This is a genomic window from Pseudomonas sp. LBUM1674, assembly GCF_059695635.1.
In genome coordinates this window covers 1,322,575-1,342,742 of the sequence record NZ_CP166779.1, presented here as the reverse complement: position 1 = coordinate 1,342,742, position 20,168 = coordinate 1,322,575, and the positions used below count along the sequence as shown (strand labels likewise).

Genomic DNA, 20,168 nt, shown 5'->3' with positions numbered 1-20,168 from the left:
GTTAGTCGGCTCTACATACCAATGGTTTGTACTTTGGACAGGGCAATGCTGCCCAGCCCGGCCAGGTTGAGCATCAACTCACCGCCGGTCTGGCTGATGGTCACGCTGTTGACGGTCGCCGGCAGATAGGTGATCAGCGCCACGGCTTGATCATCGATGGTGGTCGCAGCGGCGAAGGTGTAAGTACCCGACTCAACCGTTTTGCCTGCATCGTCCTTGCCGTCCCAGATGAAGCTGGCATTGCCGGCCGACTGACTGCCCAGGTCGATGGTGCGAACGGCCTTGCCGTCCTTGTCGGTGATTTTCAAGGTGGCACCGGCCACTGAATCCGGGATCACCACCGTGCCGGTCATACTCTTCGACGTGTCGACCACGGCTTTGTCGCCCGGCGCGATGACCGAACGCCCCACCAGTGACGAAGCCTGCAATGCCTGAGACGAGTTGTAGTTGCCGGCAATGCCCGTCACCGTGTCGTTAAGCGTGGTAATCCCCTCCAGGCTGCTGAACTGCGCCAATTGGGCGACGAACTCGCCGTTGTCCTGCGGCTCCAGGGGGTTCTGGTTTTTCAGCTGGGTGACCAGCAACTGCAGGAATGCATCCTTGCCCAGGGCTTTTTTGCCGGTGGCGCTGTCCGTTGCCGACGCCAGGCCGTCGGTACTGGTATTGGTCTTGATCGAGGAGTTGGCCAGGATGTCGTTGAGGTTCAAGCCACTGGTGGTATCAATCACACTCATCTGAGTCGTCCCTTATCACTGACCCAGGGTCAGGACCTTCTGCATCATGGTCTTGGCGGTGTTCATCATTTCGGCGTTGGTCTGGAACGAACGGCTCGCGGAAATCATGTCGGCCATTTCTTCCACCACATTGACGTTGGGGTAATAGACGTAGCCCTTGGCGTCAGCCGCTGGATGGTTCGGCTCGTACCGTGCGTCCAGATCGCTCTGGTCTTCGACCACGCCCAGCACTTGCACACCCTGGCCGGCGGCGTCCTGGTTCTGGAACAGCGAATCGCTGCCGCCACTCTGGGCGCCCTGGAACATGGTGGCGAACACCGGGTGACGCGCGCGGTACGTCTGGTCGATGCTCGACGAGACGGTCTCGGCGTTGGCGATGTTACTGGCGACGGTGTTCAAGCGAGTGGTCTGGGCACTCATGCCGCTACCGGCAATGTTGAAAACGCTGGCGAGGGACATGAATCATTCTCCACGAAGGGCTGAGATCAACCCTTTGAATTTGCTGTTGAGCAGGGTGAAGCTGGCCTGGAAGTTGACCGAGTTTTCAGCGTAGGCCGATTGCTCAAGCTGAGCGTCCACGGTGTTCTGGTCGATCGACGCTTGCATCGGCGTGCGATACAGCAGCGACTCATCGCCATTACCCAGGCCTTCGGCTTCGATATGGCGGTTGTTGGTCATATTCAAGGCGAAATGACCGCCCTTGGTCTTCTCGCTCTGCTCGGCGAGCACTGCCGAGAAATCCAGGTCCCGAGCCTTGTAGTTCGGGGTGTCGGCGTTGGCGATGTTGTTGGCCAGGACTTCGGCGCGCTTGGCGCGAAAGCCCAGGGCTTGTTCGTGGATACCGAGCGCTTTATCGAAGCTGATGCTCATGTCGGGAAACCTTCGGGTGACCTGATTTTTCGTAGGATGACTTTTGCAAAAGCAAGCGTCGTGCCAACCCAAAAAAGCCCGTAAACCGGGGCTTTGCGGGCAGGGGCAAGCCGGCGATGCCAGAAAAGCGGCAACCGGGTTCCGCTGTCTGCCGCTTTTCTGCCGCTTTCCTGGATTGCACACCTCCCCCTGTAGGAGCTGCCGCAGGCTGCGATCTTTTGACCTTGATCTTAAAAAACAAGATCAAAAGATCGCAGCCTGCGGCAGCTCCTACGTGATGCAAAAGCGCCAGGCATAAAAAAAGGGAGTCCTTAAGGACTCCCGTTTTTATGCCTGGCGCTTTGCATCACTTCGCCTGGTAAATAATCCCCGGACTGCACTGAACCATCTGGTAATGATCCGGCAAACCGTTCAGCGCCTCGGAAGCGCCGAGGAACAGATAACCGCCGCGCTTTAACGTGCCATGAATACGCAACAGGATGTCTTTCTTCACCTCGGCGGAGAAGTAGATCAGCACGTTGCGGCAGAACACGATGTCGAACTTGCCGAGCGCCGCGTAGCTGTCCAGCAGGTTGAACGAGCGGAACTCCACCCGGCTCTTGATCGGTGCCTTGATGGCCCAGCGCCCCGGCCCCTTGGGGTCGAAATAACGCTGCAGGCGCTCGGGTGACAGGCCGCGGCCGATGGCCAGGCTGTCGTACTCGCCGCTCTTGCAGTTGGCCAGCATGGTGCCGGACAGGTCGGTGGCAACGATCTGCACCCCCATCTTCAACTGGCCCATGTTGACCCGCTCGAACTCATCGATCGACATCGACAGCGAATACGGCTCCTGGCCCGACGAGCACGCCGCCGACCAGATCCGCAGACGCTGGCCAGGGGCGGCCTTGATCGCTTCGGGCAACGCCTTGTTCTTCAACACTTCAAACGGATAGGTGTCACGAAACCACAGGGTTTCATTGGTGGTCATGGCATCCACCACCCTCTCGCGCAAACCGCTGCGCGGCTGGGTCTGGATGCGCTGGACCAGCTCACCCAGGGACTTGATGCCCTGCTGTTCCATCAGTTTGTTGAGACGGCTCGCGACCAGGTACTGCTTGTTTTCACCGAGCAAAATGCCACAGGCTTTTTCCAGGAAGACCCGGAACTGTTCGAAATCCAAATTACCCGTAGACAAAGATACCGCCTCTTAAATCGTGTTGACTGCCAGGGGCAGAAGGCCCCTAGCTGATGTCTGCTGCTTTGATCCGGTCGACTACCCGGGATGCCAGGTCATCGGGGCGGAATTTTGCAAGGAAGTCATCGGCACCGACTTTCTTGACCATCGCCTCGTTGAATACACCCGACAACGAAGTATGCAGGATGATATGCAGCTTTTGCATGCGCGGGTCGTTGCGGATCTCGGCCGTCAGGGTGTACCCGTCCATTTCCGGCATCTCGATGTCGGAAATCATCATCAGGAACTCTTCATCCGGCTTCTTGCCCTCCTCGACCAACTTGCGCAGGTAATCCAGCGCTTGCCGGCCGTCGTTCAACGCCACCACTTCGACACCGACCGTTTGCAGGCAACGCGAGACCTGCTTGCGCGCCACCGACGAGTCGTCGACCGTCAACACGCGCAAGGACAACGCCTTGTGCCGGGTGTCGACATCCACCACGCCGACGGAAATCGCTTCCGGTGTCGGCGCCACTTCCGCCAGCACCTTCTCGACGTCGATGATTTCGACCAGCTGATTGTCGACCCGGGTCACCGCCGTCAGGTAATGATCGCGTCCCGTGCCCTTGGGCGGCGGATGGATCTCCTCCCAGTTCATGTTGACAATGCGTTCCACCGAGCGCACCAGGAAACCCTGGGTCTTGGTGTTGTACTCCGTGATGATCACGAAGGGATTGCTTTGATCACGCAACCGACCGGAACCGGTCGCCATCGCCAGATCGAGAATCGGAATAGTCGCCCCACGAATACTCGCCACACCGCACACCACAGGATTGGACTTGGGCATCAGGGTCAGCTTGGGGCATTGCAGCACCTCCCGAACCTTGAATACGTTGATCCCATACAGCTGCTGGCCGTCGAGACGGAACAACAACAGCTCAAGGCGATTCTGCCCAACCAGTTGCGTGCGCTGGTTTACCGAATCCATTACACCAGCCATGCCCAGACTCCTACACCAACGCCAAGTGTGTTGCGACGCACCTTCATCACTAAACGGCACGGCGCTTGCTTTTTAACCCTTATGAACCCAGACCCGACATTTTTCCGACGCCTGACCTCCAACTGCCGCCAATGGTGCCGCGTGCTGGCGGCCGTGTGCCTGTTCAACGCCGGCAGCCCTGCCATTGCTGACACGGTTACCTTGCCTGACATGCTTATCGGCGTCACTCAGGGCTTTCTTGAATTCACCGTGGAAGACTATCTGGCGAGCAGCCAAACGGAAGGCCGTTACGAGATCCAGGTCAATCCGCTTGACCCGCGACTGCGCATGCCAATGTGCGACAAGGAATTGACAGCCACCCTGGAGAGCCCGGCCAAGCCGCTGGGTCGGGTCACGGTCAAGGTTCGCTGCGAGGGCGCCTCCCCCTGGACAGTCTTCGTGCCCGCTCAAGTACGCCTGTTTCGCGACATCGTGACCACCACCCGCCCCCTGCGCCGCGCGGGTATTGTCGAGCCCGAGGACGTGACCTTGCGTGAGCGTGACATCAGTCTGATCAACCAGGGTTACCTGACCTCGCTCGACCAGGCGATCGGGCAGAAACTGACCCGCCCCATGGTCGCTGACCAGGTCATTACCCTGGTGCATCTGGAACAGGCTGAAGTCATCAGCAAGGGCGACCAGGTGGTGATTATTGCCCGCAGTGGTACGCTCACCGTGCGCATGCCGGGTGAAGCACTGTCCAACGGCGGTATGCGTGAACAGATTCGAGTGAAAAACCTCAACTCCCAACGGGTCATCAAGGCGCAAGTCATCGCGCCTGGCCAGGTGGAAGTGGCCATGTAGGATTCCCTTTGGGTGGGCTCTGTGTGGGTGAACAGGTGGCGCACCATCCGACTGTTCCCTAAACTGTGCTCCATGCAGGGCAAGCGCTGACGCGCGCAAGCTCATTGAGAGATGAGCCTAAAGTTTTCCCGGGTATGGCCGAAAACATGGCAAGCGTCCAAATACCCAGAGGGTTTTTATCATGGTCATCGATTTCAACCGATTGAACAGCTCCTCGCCACCGACGGGCAGTACCCGTACCGGCGCTGCCAGGGAAACCGCCGACGCCGGCAAATCCGCGCCGCAGAGCACCCCGGCCGAACAGGCCAGTACCGTCAAAAGCGGGGAATCGGTACACATCAGCAATGAGGCTCAACAGTTGCAGAAGGTCACTGACACGTTGCGCGATCAGCCTGCCGTCGACAAAGCCCGGGTGGCCGAGTTGAAAGCAGCGATTGCCGATGGCAGCTACAAAGTCGACAGCAACCGTGTCGCCAGCAAACTGCTCAACTTCGAAGCCCAGCGCTAGGCCACGGCCCGCGCCAGGCTTTTGGACGCTTAAAACCCAAGGCCAGCCATGCACGACACTCATCTGCTGCAATTGATCACCGACGACTTTGCTCCCGCACAACACTTGCTGCAGCTACTGCAAACCGAATCCATCGCCTTGCACGGTCGCGACATGCCGCTGCTCGAAGAGATTCTGGCGCAGAAACAGGCATTGATCGTTCTGCTCGAACAGCATGGCCGCAAGCGCAGTGAAATCCTCGCCAGTCTCAACCTGCCCACCAATCGCCAGGGCCTTGAGCAACTGGCCAGCCAATCGAGCGTGGGTGAACAGTTGCTGGCACAAAGCGATGTGCTGACCGACCTTCTGGCCCAATGCCAGGCCGCCAACCTCATCAATGGCCAGTCGATTGTGAGACAGCAGGCCGCCACGGCCACCCAGCTGAAAATTCTCACCGGCGGCGAGCCGCCAGCGCTCTACAACGCCAGCGGATCATTCTCCACGCTTGTGAAGCCGCGCCCGCTCAGTCAGGCCTGAGCCTGCTGATGAGTACGCCCTATCTAGACGCGAAACATGCTGGCAAAATACTGGCCAGCCGCAGTCATATTTTGTCCGGAGATTGATGAACCGTGTCCAATGCCTTATATGCGGAAGATGCTCCGCAGCCACCCAAGGTGCTTACCACGCCTCTGGAGATCTCCGGCAACCTGCGCCAGCTGCAAGAAAGTCATGATCCGCTGATCATCACGTTCCACGAGCGCAGCCAGCGCTTCCAGAGCTATCTGGTGGACATCGACCGTAAACGTAAGACGATCGCTCTGGATGAAATGATTCCCCGCGATGGCGAGCGCTTTTTGCTGGCTGGCGAACCGTTCAAGGTCGAAGGCTTCCACGACGGCGTGCGCATTGCCTGGGACAGCAACGGCCCACTGACCATCGACGAGTCCGTCGATACTCGCTGCTACCGCGGCCCCCTGCCCGATCAAGTGGTTTATCACCAGCGCCGCAATGCCTTTCGCGCAGCGTTGAAGCTGGCACAATTGGTCAACATCGATCTGGACGGCGAAAAGTTCAAGGCGCCGATCAGCGGCAAATTGCTGGACATTTCCGCCACCGGTTGCAAGTTGCGCTTCGAAGGCGACATTAGCAGCAGGCTGCAGCTGGGCCAGGTTTACGACCGCTTCGCCGCCGCCCTGCCCTTTGGCAAAATGACGGCACCGGTCGAGCTGCGGTACCTGCACTTCGAAGAAAAAATCTCCACCACTTTCGCCGGCGTACGCTTTCACAACATGAGCGGATTGGTACAGCGACAGGTCGAGCGGTTCGTCTATCAGCTTCAGCGCGAAGCGCGGCGCTTCGACAAAGACGATTTCTGAGACAACGCTCCAATAAAAAACGGGCAGCCCCTTGCGGTGACTGCCCGTTTTTTATCCTCGGATATCAAGGATCCGTTGTTAAGGCCTGGCCTCGGTAAAGCTTTGCTCGCGCCCCAGGTCAGTGTCGTCCGAGGACGAATCGGTTTCTGTCTCCGTTTCTGTCTCCGTTTCGGGTGCGGGGTCCGGCTCGGGCTCGATCGGGTTATGCATCTGCTCCTGCACCACCTGCTCATCGACCCGTGGATCAAGGCAAGCCACCAGCGGTGAACTCGACATACTGTCCGGCATGGCGACGTGATGCAGCGGCGCATCGTCCACCTGGTGCAGATTGGTGACCGCTTTCGGGCGAATACGCCAGACCAGCACCAACGCGAAGAAACTGAAGAAGGCATACAGCATCTGGCTGCCGAACAGCTTCATCAGCACCCCTGCCACCAGCGGCCCGATACTGGCGCCGACGCCATAGGTCACCAGCAGCATTGCCGTCAGGGACACCCGACGATCGCCCTCGACATGGTCATTGGAGAACGCCACCGCCAACGGATACAGGCAGAACTGCACCAACGAGCAGAGGAAACCGGCGATGAACAATACCTCCAGCGGCACCTGCTTCATGATTGCCAGCGGCAAGGCAGCCAGTGCCAGGCTGAAGGCAAAACAGCGGATCAACAGCGCTCGGTCATAACGATCGGATAGCCAACCCAGCGGCCACTGCACCAGCAGGCCGGCGAAAATGCAGCTCCCCATGAACAAACCGACTTGCTCCGTGGACAAGCCTTGCTGCGAGGCGTACAGCGGCGCCAGACCGTAGAACGAACCGACGATCAACCCCGCCCCCAGCACCGTGCTCAACGATTGCGGCACGCGCTTGATGAAGAACCGTGGCTCCATCGGCGCCGGGTGCAATGCCGCCGGGTGAATCCGCTGGGTCAGGGCCACCGGCACCAGGCACAGAGCGAAGCACAGGGCGACCAGCATCAGCAGTTCCAGACCCAGCCCCGGGTGCATGACCAGAATCAGCTGGCCCAACACCAATCCCAGGTATGACGCGATCATGTAGCCGCTGAACACGATGCCCCGCTGCTTGGCTTCCGCCTGCTCGTTGAGCCAGCTTTCGATGACCATGTACTGGCACATCATGCCAAGGCCGACGATGACCCGCAGAAACAGCCACGCGGGCAGCCAGTCCACCAGACCATGGCCGAGCACCGCCGCACCGACGATCCCGGCACACGCCGAATAGGCTCGAATATGCCCGACCCGGGCAATCAGCCGATGGCCGATCTTGCCACCCAGCACCAGGCCGAAATAGTTGGCCGCCATCAACGCACCGACCCACAGGCTGTCGACATGATCGGCAGCCAGGCGCAAGGCCAGGTAAGTACTCAACAAGCCCGAGCCGATCAACATCATCAGCGAGGCAAAATAAAGCGCTCGAAAAGGTTTCCAGATTTGGCGCATCGGCGTTCCGAGCGGCTCCTTGCAGTGAGTAACGGACTATCCGAAAAGATAGCCCGGTGTCGACGGATCGTCAGGCCTGGGCCGCTAAAACACGCCGCTCCCAGGGAGTAATTTCATCAAGGAAGCTGGTCAATTCCAGGGTCTTCGAAGCGATGTAGCCTTCGATGAATTCCTCGCCAAACAGTTCCTTCGCCAATTGACTACGACTCAGACGCTCGAGAGCGGCATGCAAGGTACAAGGCAATGAAAGATTATCCGGCACCTCGAATTCGCCCTGAATCGCCTCGCTCGGCTCCAGTTGGTTTTCGATGCCATATAACCCCGCCGCCAGGCTCGCGGCAATAGCCAGATAGGGATTGGCATCCGCCCCCGGCAAACGGTTCTCGACCCGACGGGCGAGCGGCGAACTGGCCGGAATGCGCAAACCGGCCGCACGGTTGTCGTGGGACCAGCAGGCATTGTTCGGTGATGCAAACGGATGGCACAAACGCTGATAGGAGTTCACGTTCGGCGCAAACAATGCGGTGAAATCCGCCATGCCCGCCTGCTGGCCGGCGATGAAATGACGGAAGATCGCGGTCGGCTCTCCCGCCTCGTCGCTGAACACGTTACGCCCGGTGCCGATCTCGACGATGCTCTGGTGGATGTGCATCGAACTGCCCGGCGTGTGCGCCAGCGGCTTGGCCATGCAGACCACGGTCAAGCCATGCTTGAGCGCGACTTCCTTGAGCAGATGTTTGAACAGGAACGTCTGGTCTGCCAGCAGCAACGGATCGCCGTGCAGCAGGTTGATCTCGAACTGGCTGACGCCCATCTCGTGCATGAAGGTATCGCGCGGCAGGCCCAAGGCCGCCATGCATTCATAGACTTCACTGAAGAACGGCCGCAAGCCGTTGTTGGAACTGACGCTGAAGGCCGAATGACCGTCCTCGCGACGACCGTCCAGGCCTGCCGGAGGCTGGAAGGGTCGAGTCGGGTCGGTGTTGGGCGCAAAGACAAAAAACTCCAGCTCGGTCGCCACCACCGGTGCCAGGCCGAGGACGGCGTAACGCGCGATGACGGCCTTGAGCTGGCCGCGGGTCGACAGGTTTGAGCTGTCGCCGGACAACTCGTGCGCATCACAAATGGCAAAGGCTCGCGGTTGTTTGCTCCAGGGCAAACGGTGGATCTGCGCAGCATCGGGAATCAACGCCAGGTCGCTGTCATCGCTGCCGTAGAAACGCGCTGGCGGATATCCGCCCATGATGCATTGCAGCAGCACCCCTCGCGCCATCTGCAAACGTCGCCCTTCGAGAAAACCTTCGGCGGTCATTACCTTGCCACGGGGTACGCCATTCAAGTCCGGCGTGACACATTCAATCTCATCAATGCCCGTCAATCGCTGCGCGAGTGAACGCTGGCCATCGGTTGTCATGACGCAATCCTTGTTATTGTGCGAGCCGCGAACGGCGACCCGTACAAAATAGGCTCCGCGTGTTCGGAATATCAAGCACCGGCATACAAATACTTCATGGCGGATGACAACGTCCGATTGGCAGACTGTAGGAGCCAGCTTGCTGGCGAAAGCGGTGGTTCAGTCGACATCGTTATTGGATGTTACGACGCCTTCGCTGGCAAGCCAGCTCCTACAGGGGAGCGCCGCTCAAGGGGCTAAATATTTGAAGGCGTTATCGAAAAACGAGATTATCCTGACTCATTGAAGTGCGCTGCCCATCGCTTGAACTCAAGACGTTTTCCGTCGCCGCCAAAGGCCGAAGTCATGACCACCACTCCCAAGCGCTCGGACACTGTCTCCGAGCTAAAGGCCTTGCGCCCCAGCACCCTGGATTTTCCGGTGGTGGGCATTGGCGCGTCGGCTGGCGGGCTGCAAGCCATCAAACTGTTTTTCGAAAACATGCCGCAGGACAACGGCATGGCGTTCGTGATCATTCTCCATCTATCCCCCGACCACCAAAGCGTCGCCGACAAGATCATCCAGGAGTCGACCCGGATGCCGGTGCTGCAAGTCACCGAAACAGTGCCCATCGAAAAAAACCGGGTGTACGTCATTTCACCGGCGCAACGGCTGGCGATGAATGACGGGGTTCTTGAAGTCCGCGCCTGCGACCCGGGTCAAGGGCGCCATGCGTCCATCGATCTGTTTTTTCGTGACCTGGCCGATGTGCACCGCGAGCGTGCTTTCTGTCTGGTGCTGTCAGGTTCCGGTTCGGACGGTGCTGTCGGTTTGTCCCGTATCAAGGAACAGGGGGGCGTCACCCTCGCCCAGGCTCCGGAAGACGCCGAGTTCGACAGCATGCCCCGTGCAGCCATCGACACTCGCCTGGTGGACCTGGTGTTGCCCGTTGTCGAGATGCCGCAAAAGTTGCTGGAATTGTGGCGTAACGCTCAGGAAATCAGCTTGCCTACCGCCAACGATCCCGAATTGCAAACCATTGCCGCCGTATCCGAACGCGAAGCCGTGGTGGCCGAACAATTGCTGCACGACATTCTTATCCAATTGCGCACCGGCACCGGCCATGATTTCAAACACTACAAACGCGCGACCGTATTGCGCCGGATCGAACGCCGGATGCAGGTGACAGCCCAGCCGGACCTGGCCGGCTACTACCGCTTTTTGCAGAGTAATCCCGAGGAAACCAAGGCACTGCTGGGCGATATGCTGATCGGCGTGACCAACTTCTTCCGCGACCGTGAAGCCTTCGAAGCCCTGGAACGGGATGTGGTGCCGCAACTGGTCAGCGCCGCCGTCTCGACGCAACCGGAGAAAGAAGAGATCCGGGTCTGGTCCGCTGGCTGCTCCACAGGCGAGGAAGCCTACAGCCTGGCGATGCTGCTGAACGATCAGTTGCAACTGGACAGAAGCGCGGCCTCGTTTCAGCTGTTCGCCACCGACATCGACGAGCGCGCCATCTGCGTCGGCCGGGCCGGGCTGTACCCGCAAGCGATCATTACCGACGTACCGCCGACGCGATTGCGGCATTACTTCGCCAAGGAAAACGACCACTATCGAATTCGCAAGGAAATCCGCGAAAAGGTGTTGTTCGCCAGACACAGCCTGTTGTCCGATCCGCCCTTCTCGCAAATCGACCTGATCGTTTGCCGCAACCTGCTGATCTATCTGGATCGCGAGGTGCAGCGCGAAATCCTGCAGATGTTCCACTTTGCCCTGCGTCCCGGCGGCTTTCTGTTCCTCGGTTCATCCGAGAGCGCGGACGCGTGCCATGAATTATTCGCTCCGATAGACAAACGTAACCGGATCTTCCGCGCCAAAACCGGCACGGCCAATAGCCGTCGCACCCCGACCATGCCCCGCGGTGGCTACGTGCGAACCAGTGTTTCCCGGCAGGTGCCGCAAAACAGCCTGCCGCGTAAACTGTCTGTCGCCGATATCCATCAACGGGCCCTGGAACAGTCCGCACCACCGAGCATGATTGTCGATGCCAATGCCGACATCCTGCACATGAGCGAAAGTGCCGGGCGTTTCCTGCGGCATGTCGGCGGTGAACTGTCGCGCAATTTGCTGACCCTGATTCTTCCGCAATTGCGCCTGGAAATCCGCACCACCCTGTTCCAGGTGCAGCAGAGCGGCCAGCCGGTCAAATCCCGCGAAGTACCGATCACGCGCGACGACCGGCGCTACCTGATTGATCTCGTTGCCTATCCCTACAAGGATGAAGAGTCGGACGGCGACTACGTGCTGGTGATATTCGAGGAGGTGGAGGTCGACCCTTCGGAGATGGCGGCGACCACCGTGCTGCAAACGGAAAGCCAGGTGCTGTCCAACCTGGAGCGTGAACTGCAACGCACCAAACTGCACCTGCAGGACACCATCGAACAATCGGAAGTCTCCAGCGAAGAGCTCAAGGCTTCCAACGAAGAAATGCAGGCGATCAACGAAGAACTGCGCTCGGCCACCGAAGAACTGGAAACCAGCAAGGAAGAACTGCAGTCGATCAACGAAGAGTTGTTGACGGTCAACTACGAGCTCAAAACCAAGGTTGAAGAAACCGACAAGATCAACGACTACCTGACCAATCTGATCGCCTCCACCGACATCGCCACGGTGTTTGTCGACCGCAGCATGCGCATCAAGTGGTTCACCCCGCGCGCCACCGACATCTTCAGCATGTTGCCGGTGGATACCGGTCGCTCGCTGCTCGACATCACCCATCGCCTGCATTACGACGACCTGGCCGCTGATGCAGCGCAGGTGTTCGAATCGTTGAACATGATCGAGCGCGAAGTCAGCAGCAACGACAATCGCTGGTACATCGCGCGCCTGCTGCCCTATCGCTCCAGCGAAGACCACATCGACGGCACCGTGCTGACCTTCATCGACATCAGCAAGCGTCGTGCCGCCGAAGAAGAGTTGCGCCAGGGCGAAGAACGCATGCGCCTGGTTGCCGAAAGTACCCGCGATTACGCGATCATCACCCTCGATGAGCTGGGCATCATCACCAGCTGGAACAAAGGCGCCGAGTTGATCTTCGGCTATAGCAAGGCCGAGGCCGAAGGGGCGTATTACGACTTCATTTTCTCCACCGAGGATCGCGCGGCGGGGGAGCCTGAAAATGAACTGTTATCGGCGCGCACCCATGGCCGCAGCGAAGATGAACGCTGGCACCTGCGCAAGGATGGCAGCCGCTTCTTCTGCAGCGGCGAGGTGACGCTGCTCAAGGGTGAGAATCTCAAGGGCTATGTGAAAATTGCCCGGGACCTGACCGGTCACAAACGCCAGCACGAAGAGCAAAGCAAACAGCTGGCCGAGACCCGCAACACCAACTACCTCAAGGATGAGTTCTTCGCGGTGATGTCCCACGAACTCAAGCATCCGCTGAACCTGATCCAGCTCAACGCGGAGCTGCTGCGTCGCTTGCCGGTCACCAAGTCGCGGGCGCCGGCCGCCAAGGCCGTCAATACCATTTGCGAAGCCGTCAACAGCCAGGCACGGATCATCGATGACCTGCTGGATGTCGCACGGGTTCGCACTGGCAAGCTCAAGCTGCAACCGGTCGCCGTGGATCTGATCAGTGTGCTGCGTGACATCCACACCGTTGTCCTCAATGAACAGCACGATCTCAGGGTTGAACTGTTAGTGCCCTCGGACCCGCTGATCGTCCAGGCCGACCCGACTCGCCTGGAGCAGATCATCTGGAACCTGGTGAACAATGCACTGAAATTCACCCCGCCCAAGGGCCGCGTGCAGTTGATTGCCAGCAAGGTCGGGAACATGGCTCGACTGGATGTCAAAGACGATGGTGCCGGTATTGCCCCCGAGAACCTCGATCATGTGTTCGACCTCTTTGGTCAGGCCGAACAGCAGCACGCCACACACCACCGGGAAGGCCTGGGTATCGGTCTTTCGCTCGTCCGCCAGTTGACTGAGGCACAACGCGGAACGGTTGAGGTGAGCTCTGCGGGAGTCGGAACGGGCTGTACTTTCACGGTGTGTCTGCCACTGGCACTCACCCATGGCGCGATTCAATCAGCGCCCCCGTTCGACAGCGCCTCGGGACGACTGAGCGGATTGACGATCCTCCTGGTAGACGACTCCGCCGACGTACTGGAAACCTTGAAAATGCTGCTGGAGATGGAGGACGCGCAGGTGATTGCCTTCGATCGTCCGGTGGCGGCTTTGGACGCGGCCAGAAATACCCGTTTCGATCTGATCATTTCGGACTTGGGCATGCCGGTCATGAGCGGCCATGAGTTGATGAGCGCCCTGCGTCAGTTGCCACTGGTCAAGGATGTGCCGGCCATTGCACTGACCGGCTATGGAGCCCACAGCGACATTCAAAAGTCACGGCAATCAGGCTTTGACCAGCATATTGGAAAGCCGGTGTCATACGATGAACTGATCGAAACCATCGAGGCCTTGCGCCAGCCACCGCGGTAAAATATCAATTGAGATAGGCGCGCTGTACGCAGGCGCGTCTATCGATTGCCTGCCTGAGCCGCTCCTTGTGATCGGCCCACATCCCGGGATCAACCTTGGTTGAGCGCATCAAGGCCAACATGGCGGTCTTGGCGGCACGGTACTCCGCCCAGGCATCCTCAGACCTGAGCTTCAAACGTTCGCGCTCGGTCATCTCCATGCGCCTCAATGCCAATACCGACTCATCGGTGATCACCGTACTCAGGGTCAACTGCACCCGGTGCGGCGCTACGAATTCTTGAGTGGCCGCGACAATTTCTCTTGCCCGCTGGATGCCCCATTTCAGCGCTGCACAGTAATGTTCACCGACACACCGGTCATAAAACTCCTCGCCAATCGCCCAGCCATTCGGGCCGTAGACGCCTACGAAAACCTGGGTAATCCCCTCATGGTTGACCCGCGCCTGCACATCGATATGCACACCATCACTGAGGACTTCCTCATGGGTGTGGAGGGGTAATCGTCTATTGGTCCATAGCCAGAATTGGGCGCCTCTGCGTCGCATCTATTTCGCTCCGTGAGTGGTCCTCTGGATTAAGGCACAGCACTGGCGGACTTTCCATGTAGGTCGTCGGGCGGATCCATTTTCGTCGTGCCAGTTTCCGGCGGACAAAAACAAAACCCCTACCTGCATACGCAGATAGGGGTTTCGGAATTTAATCTTGACGATGACCTACTCTCACATGGGGAAACCCCACACTACCATCGGCGATGCATTGTTTCACTGCTGAGTTCGGGATGGGATCAGGTGGTTCCAATGCTCTATGGTCGTCAAGAAATTCGGGTACTGAACCGTCTTTCGACGTTTCAGCAAATTGGGTATGTGATAGCTTTCGGTGTTTTGTGAGGTCTCGAACTTTCGGTTCGTTTCGTCTTCACACACCGCAATCTGATGCTCTTTCGAGTAGTCAAATTGCTTGGGTGTTATATGGTCAAGCCTCACGGGCAATTAGTATTGGTTAGCTCAACGCCTCACAGCGCTTACACACCCAACCTATCAACGTCGTAGTCTTCGACGGCCCTTCAGGGGACTCAAGGTCCCAGTGAGATCTCATCTTGAGGCTAGTTTCCCGCTTAGATGCTTTCAGCGGTTATCTATTCCGAACATAGCTACCCGGCAATGCCACTGGCGTGACAACCGGAACACCAGAGGTTCGTCCACTCCGGTCCTCTCGTACTAGGAGCAGCCCCTCTCAAATCTCAAACGTCCACGGCAGATAGGGACCGAACTGTCTCACGACGTTCTAAACCCAGCTCGCGTACCACTTTAAATGGCGAACAGCCATACCCTTGGGACCGGCTTCAGCCCCAGGATGTGATGAGCCGACATCGAGGTGCCAAACACCGCCGTCGATATGAACTCTTGGGCGGTATCAGCCTGTTATCCCCGGAGTACCTTTTATCCGTTGAGCGATGGCCCTTCCATACAGAACCACCGGATCACTAAGACCTACTTTCGTACCTGCTCGACGTGTCTGTCTCGCAGTCAAGCGCGCTTTTGCCTTTATACTCTACGACCGATTTCCGACCGGTCTGAGCGCACCTTCGTACTCCTCCGTTACTCTTTAGGAGGAGACCGCCCCAGTCAAACTACCCACCATACACTGTCCTCGATCCGGATAACGGACCTGAGTTAGAACCTCAAAGTTGCCAGGGTGGTATTTCAAGGTTGGCTCCACGCGAACTGGCGTCCACGCTTCAAAGCCTCCCACCTATCCTACACAAGCAAATTCAAAGTCCAGTGCAAAGCTATAGTAAAGGTTCACGGGGTCTTTCCGTCTAGCCGCGGATACACTGCATCTTCACAGCGATTTCAATTTCACTGAGTCTCGGGTGGAGACAGCGCCGCCATCGTTACGCCATTCGTGCAGGTCGGAACTTACCCGACAAGGAATTTCGCTACCTTAGGACCGTTATAGTTACGGCCGCCGTTTACCGGGGCTTCGATCAAGAGCTTCGCGTTAGCTAACCCCATCAATTAACCTTCCGGCACCGGGCAGGCGTCACACCCTATACGTCCACTTTCGTGTTTGCAGAGTGCTGTGTTTTTAATAAACAGTCGCAGCGGCCTGGTATCTTCGACCGGCATGGGCTTACGCAGTAAATGCTTCACCCTCACCGGCGCACCTTCTCCCGAAGTTACGGTGCCATTTTGCCTAGTTCCTTCACCCGAGTTCTCTCAAGCGCCTTGGTATTCTCTACCCAACCACCTGTGTCGGTTTGGGGTACGGTTCCTGGTTACCTGAAGCTTAGAAGCTTTTCTTGGAAGCATGGCATCAACCACTTCGTGTTCCAAAAGGAACACTCGTCATCAGCTCTCGGCCTTAGAATCCCGGATTTACCTAAGATTCCAGCCTACCACCTTAAACTTGGACAACCAACGCCAAGCTGGCCTAGCCTTCTCCGTCCCTCCATCGCAATAACCAGAAGTACAGGAATATTAACCTGTTTTCCATCGACTACGCTTTTCAGCCTCGCCTTAGGGACCGACTAACCCTGCGTCGATTAACGTTGCGCAGGAAACCTTGGTCTTTCGGCGTGGGTGTTTTTCACACCCATTGTCGTTACTCATGTCAGCATTCGCACTTCTGATACCTCCAGCAAGCTTCTCAACTCACCTTCACAGGCTTACAGAACGCTCCTCTACCGCATCACCTAAGTGATACCCGTAGCTTCGGTGTATGGTTTGAGCCCCGTTACATCTTCCGCGCAGGCCGACTCGACTAGTGAGCTATTACGCTTTCTTTAAAGGGTGGCTGCTTCTAAGCCAACCTCCTAGCTGTCTAAGCCTTCCCACATCGTTTCCCACTTAACCATAACTTTGGGACCTTAGCTGACGGTCTGGGTTGTTTCCCTTTTCACGACGGACGTTAGCACCCGCCGTGTGTCTCCCATGCTCGGCACTTGTAGGTATTCGGAGTTTGCATCGGTTTGGTAAGTCGGGATGACCCCCTAGCCGAAACAGTGCTCTACCCCCTACAGTGATACATGAGGCGCTACCTAAATAGCTTTCGAGGAGAACCAGCTATCTCCGAGCTTGATTAGCCTTTCACTCCGATCCACAGGTCATCCGCTAACTTTTCAACGGTAGTCGGTTCGGTCCTCCAGTTAGTGTTACCCAACCTTCAACCTGCCCATGGATAGATCGCCCGGTTTCGGGTCTATTCCCAGCGACTAGACGCCCTATTAAGACTCGCTTTCGCTACGCCTCCCCTATTCGGTTAAGCTCGCCACTGAAAATAAGTCGCTGACCCATTATACAAAAGGTACGCAGTCACCCAACAAAGTGGGCTCCCACTGCTTGTACGCATACGGTTTCAGGATCTATTTCACTCCCCTCTCCGGGGTTCTTTTCGCCTTTCCCTCACGGTACTAGTTCACTATCGGTCAGTCAGTAGTATTTAGCCTTGGAGGATGGTCCCCCCATATTCAGACAAAGTTTCTCGTGCTCCGTCCTACTCGATTTCATGACTAAGAGATTTTCGCGTACAGGGCTATCACCCACTATGGCCGCACTTTCCAGAGCGTTCCGCTAATCTCAAAGCCACTTAAGGGCTAGTCCCCGTTCGCTCGCCACTACTAAGGGAATCTCGGTTGATTTCTTTTCCTCAGGGTACTTAGATGTTTCAGTTCCCCTGGTTCGCTTCTTAAGCCTATGTATTCAGCTTAAGATACCTAACTTATGTTAGGTGGGTTCCCCCATTCAGACATCTCCGGATCAAAGTCTGTTTGCCGACTCCCCGAAGCTTTTCGCAGGCTACCACGTCTTTCATCGCCTCTGACTGCCAAGGCATCCACCGTATGCGCTTCTTCACTTGACCATATAACCCCAAGCAATCTGGTTATACTGTGAAGACGACATTCGCCGAAAATTCGATTCTTGCTCATAAAGAGCAACTCACAAATTTTACCTTAGCCTGATCCAACACCAGTGAAAGTGTTGTCCAGTCTATCTTTCTATCACATACCCAAATTTTTAAAGAACGATCTAATCAAAGACTAGAAATCAATATTCATGTGCGAATATTCATTTCTAAACTCTAAACGTTTCGAAGCAAGTTTATATGGTGGAGCCAAGCGGGATCGAACCGCTGACCTCCTGCGTGCAAGGCAGGCGCTCTCCCAGCTGAGCTATGGCCCCATAACAAAATTGGTGGGTCTGGGCAGATTCGAACTGCCGACCTCACCCTTATCAGGGGTGCGCTCTAACCAACTGAGCTACAGACCCAATTTCGAGCTTGTAACTGTTAGCCTGAGCTATCAGCTTGGAGCTTAAAGCTGCTTCTATCGTCTTCTTCAATGAATCAAGCAATTCGTGTGGGAACTTATGGAGCAGCTGATGTCGTCGATTAAGGAGGTGATCCAGCCGCAGGTTCCCCTACGGCTACCTTGTTACGACTTCACCCCAGTCATGAATCACACCGTGGTAACCGTCCTCCCGAAGGTTAGACTAGCTACTTCTGGTGCAACCCACTCCCATGGTGTGACGGGCGGTGTGTACAAGGCCCGGGAACGTATTCACCGCGACATTCTGATTCGCGATTACTAGCGATTCCGACTTCACGCAGTCGAGTTGCAGACTGCGATCCGGACTACGATCGGTTTTCTGGGATTAGCTCCACCTCGCGGCTTGGCAACCCTCTGTACCGACCATTGTAGCACGTGTGTAGCCCAGGCCGTAAGGGCCATGATGACTTGACGTCATCCCCACCTTCCTCCGGTTTGTCACCGGCAGTCTCCTTAGAGTGCCCACCATAACGTGCTGGTAACTAAGGACAAGGGTTGCGCTCGTTACGGGACTTAACCCAACATCTCACGACACGAGCTGACGACAGCCATGCAGCACCTGTCTCAATGTTCCCGAAGGCACCCATCCATCTCTGGAAAGTTCATTGGATGTCAAGGCCTGGTAAGGTTCTTCGCGTTGCTTCGAATTAAACCACATGCTCCACCGCTTGTGCGGGCCCCCGTCAATTCATTTGAGTTTTAACCTTGCGGCCGTACTCCCCAGGCGGTCAACTTAATGCGTTAGCTGCGCCACTAAGAGCTCAAGGCTCCCAACGGCTAGTTGACATCGTTTACGGCGTGGACTACCAGGGTATCTAATCCTGTTTGCTCCCCACGCTTTCGCACCTCAGTGTCAGTATCAGTCCAGGTGGTCGCCTTCGCCACTGGTGTTCCTTCCTATATCTACGCATTTCACCGCTACACAGGAAATTCCACCACCCTCTACCATACTCTAGCTTGTCAGTTTTGAATGCAGTTCCCAGGTTGAGCCCGGGGATTTCACATCCAACTTAACAAACCACCTACGCGCGCTTTACGCCCAGTAATTCCGATTAACGCTTGCACCCTCTGTATTACCGCGGCTGCTGGCACAGAGTTAGCCGGTGCTTATTCTGTCGGTAACGTCAAGACAGCAACGTATTAGGTAACTGCCCTTCCTCCCAACTTAAAGTGCTTTACAATCCGAAGACCTTCTTCACACACGCGGCATGGCTGGATCAGGCTTTCGCCCATTGTCCAATATTCCCCACTGCTGCCTCCCGTAGGAGTCTGGACCGTGTCTCAGTTCCAGTGTGACTGATCATCCTCTCAGACCAGTTACGGATCGTCGCCTTGGTGAGCCATTACCTCACCAACTAGCTAATCCGACCTAGGCTCATCTGATAGCGCAAGGCCCGAAGGTCCCCTGCTTTCTCCCGTAGGACGTATGCGGTATTAGCGTCCGTTTCCGAGCGTTATCCCCCACTACCAGGCAGATTCCTAGGCATTACTCACCCGTCCGCCGCTCTCAAGAGAAGCAAGCTTCTCTCTACCGCTCGACTTGCATGTGTTAGGCCTGCCGCCAGCGTTCAATCTGAGCCATGATCAAACTCTTCAGTTCAAACATCTTTGGGTTTTTAAGAAACCCTAAACTTGGCTCAGCAATCGTTGGTTACATCTTTGATTTCTCGCGGAGTAACTTGTGATGCTGATAATCTTGTTGACTATCAGTCTGACTCCACAAGCACCCACACGAATTGCTTGATTCAGTTGTTAAAGAGCGGTTGGTTAAGATCTTTCGTCTCAACCGAGGCGCGCATTCTACGCTTTCCTCTGCTGCTGTCAAGCGGTTATTTTCAGAAGTTTTCAAAGTTTCCTTTGCAACTTCAACCACTTGCGCTTCCGATCTCTCGTTAGCGGGAGGCGAATTCTACAGCGTTACTCGCTGCTGTCAACACCTCTTTTTCTCCGCTTTCGACCGAGAAGATCGAACCGTCAAAAGAGCCAAACATCACCGCTCTTTCAACTCCTTCTGGGCTTCGA

At 56.8% G+C, this 20,168-nt stretch carries 13 protein-coding genes, 2 tRNA genes and 3 rRNA genes; 5 read left to right on the top strand and 13 right to left on the bottom strand.

The genetic code is table 11. The features are described 5' to 3' along the window. Window positions 1-11: 11 nt before the first annotated feature. From flgD to ACA067_RS06195, 5 genes are all read right to left on the bottom strand, one after another. Entirely contained in the window at window positions 12-734 is a 723-nt protein-coding gene (gene flgD, locus ACA067_RS06215; RefSeq protein ID WP_497461019.1) for a flagellar hook assembly protein FlgD, read from the bottom strand. 15 nt (window positions 735-749) lie between these two features. Next, a complete protein-coding gene (gene flgC / locus ACA067_RS06210) occupies window positions 750-1,193 on the bottom strand; it encodes a flagellar basal body rod protein FlgC (RefSeq protein ID WP_497455635.1) in 444 nt (147 codons plus the stop codon). 3 nt (window positions 1,194-1,196) lie between these two features. Further along, window positions 1,197-1,604 carry a flagellar basal body rod protein FlgB gene (gene flgB / locus ACA067_RS06205; protein WP_497461018.1) on the bottom strand — a complete coding sequence of 136 codons (408 nt, stop codon included), beginning with the start codon at window positions 1,602-1,604 and terminating at the stop codon, window positions 1,197-1,199. A 346-nt stretch (window positions 1,605-1,950) separates the two neighbouring features. Next, a complete protein-coding gene (cheR, locus tag ACA067_RS06200) occupies window positions 1,951-2,778 on the bottom strand; it encodes a protein-glutamate O-methyltransferase CheR (RefSeq protein ID WP_497461017.1) in 828 nt (275 codons plus the stop codon). A 46-nt stretch (window positions 2,779-2,824) separates the two neighbouring features. Further along, window positions 2,825-3,757, bottom strand: a complete 933-nt coding sequence (locus ACA067_RS06195; RefSeq protein WP_497461016.1) for a chemotaxis protein CheV — start codon at window positions 3,755-3,757, stop codon at window positions 2,825-2,827. A gap of 81 nt (window positions 3,758-3,838) precedes the next feature. On the opposite strand from ACA067_RS06195, the gene flgA reads away from it, so the two are divergent. The 4 genes from flgA to ACA067_RS06175 all read left to right on the top strand — a co-directional run bounded on the left by flgA (window position 3,839) and on the right by ACA067_RS06175 (window position 6,463). Then, window positions 3,839-4,600: a flagellar basal body P-ring formation chaperone FlgA gene (flgA, locus tag ACA067_RS06190; protein WP_497461015.1), complete on the top strand. Its 762-nt coding sequence runs from the start codon at window positions 3,839-3,841 to the stop codon at window positions 4,598-4,600. A gap of 181 nt (window positions 4,601-4,781) precedes the next feature. Next, window positions 4,782-5,108, top strand: coding sequence for a flagellar biosynthesis anti-sigma factor FlgM (gene flgM / locus ACA067_RS06185; RefSeq protein WP_497461014.1), 327 nt, complete (start codon window positions 4,782-4,784; stop codon window positions 5,106-5,108). Window positions 5,109-5,156: 48 nt separating this feature from the next. Next, window positions 5,157-5,624, top strand: a complete 468-nt coding sequence (locus ACA067_RS06180; protein ID WP_497461013.1) for a flagella synthesis protein FlgN — start codon at window positions 5,157-5,159, stop codon at window positions 5,622-5,624. 92 nt (window positions 5,625-5,716) lie between these two features. Further along, the gene (locus ACA067_RS06175) at window positions 5,717-6,463 is read left to right on the top strand and encodes a flagellar brake protein (RefSeq protein ID WP_497461012.1); all 747 of its coding nucleotides are present in this window, start codon (window positions 5,717-5,719) and stop codon (window positions 6,461-6,463) included. A gap of 78 nt (window positions 6,464-6,541) precedes the next feature. On the opposite strand, the gene ACA067_RS06170 is transcribed toward ACA067_RS06175, so the two are convergent. Then, complete coding sequence (locus ACA067_RS06170; protein WP_497461011.1) at window positions 6,542-7,924, bottom strand: MFS transporter; 1,383 nt, start codon at window positions 7,922-7,924, stop codon at window positions 6,542-6,544. Between the two features lie 70 nt (window positions 7,925-7,994). Beyond that, window positions 7,995-9,236 carry a glutamine synthetase family protein gene (locus ACA067_RS06165; protein ID WP_497462737.1) on the bottom strand — a complete coding sequence of 414 codons (1,242 nt, stop codon included), beginning with the start codon at window positions 9,234-9,236 and terminating at the stop codon, window positions 7,995-7,997. A gap of 447 nt (window positions 9,237-9,683) precedes the next feature. On the opposite strand from ACA067_RS06165, the gene ACA067_RS06160 reads away from it, so the two are divergent. Beyond that, a complete protein-coding gene (locus ACA067_RS06160) occupies window positions 9,684-13,820 on the top strand; it encodes a CheR family methyltransferase (protein WP_497461010.1) in 4,137 nt (1,378 codons plus the stop codon). A 4-nt stretch (window positions 13,821-13,824) separates the two neighbouring features. On the opposite strand, the gene ACA067_RS06155 is transcribed toward ACA067_RS06160, so the two are convergent. From ACA067_RS06155 to ACA067_RS06130, 6 genes are all read right to left on the bottom strand, one after another. Further along, window positions 13,825-14,364: a hypothetical protein gene (locus ACA067_RS06155; RefSeq protein ID WP_497461009.1), complete on the bottom strand. Its 540-nt coding sequence runs from the start codon at window positions 14,362-14,364 to the stop codon at window positions 13,825-13,827. A 155-nt stretch (window positions 14,365-14,519) separates the two neighbouring features. Continuing rightward, window positions 14,520-14,635 (bottom strand): 5S ribosomal RNA (gene rrf, locus ACA067_RS06150). Between the two features lie 152 nt (window positions 14,636-14,787). After that, window positions 14,788-17,680: ribosomal RNA gene (locus tag ACA067_RS06145) — 23S ribosomal RNA — on the bottom strand. 244 nt (window positions 17,681-17,924) lie between these two features. Further along, window positions 17,925-18,000: transfer RNA gene (locus ACA067_RS06140), tRNA-Ala, on the bottom strand. Between the two features lie 10 nt (window positions 18,001-18,010). Further along, a tRNA-Ile gene (locus ACA067_RS06135) sits at window positions 18,011-18,087 on the bottom strand. Between the two features lie 122 nt (window positions 18,088-18,209). Further along, window positions 18,210-19,746: ribosomal RNA gene (locus ACA067_RS06130) — 16S ribosomal RNA — on the bottom strand. The 16S, 23S and 5S rRNA genes sit together here with 2 tRNA genes alongside, the layout of an rRNA operon. Window positions 19,747-20,168: the final 422 nt, after the last annotated feature.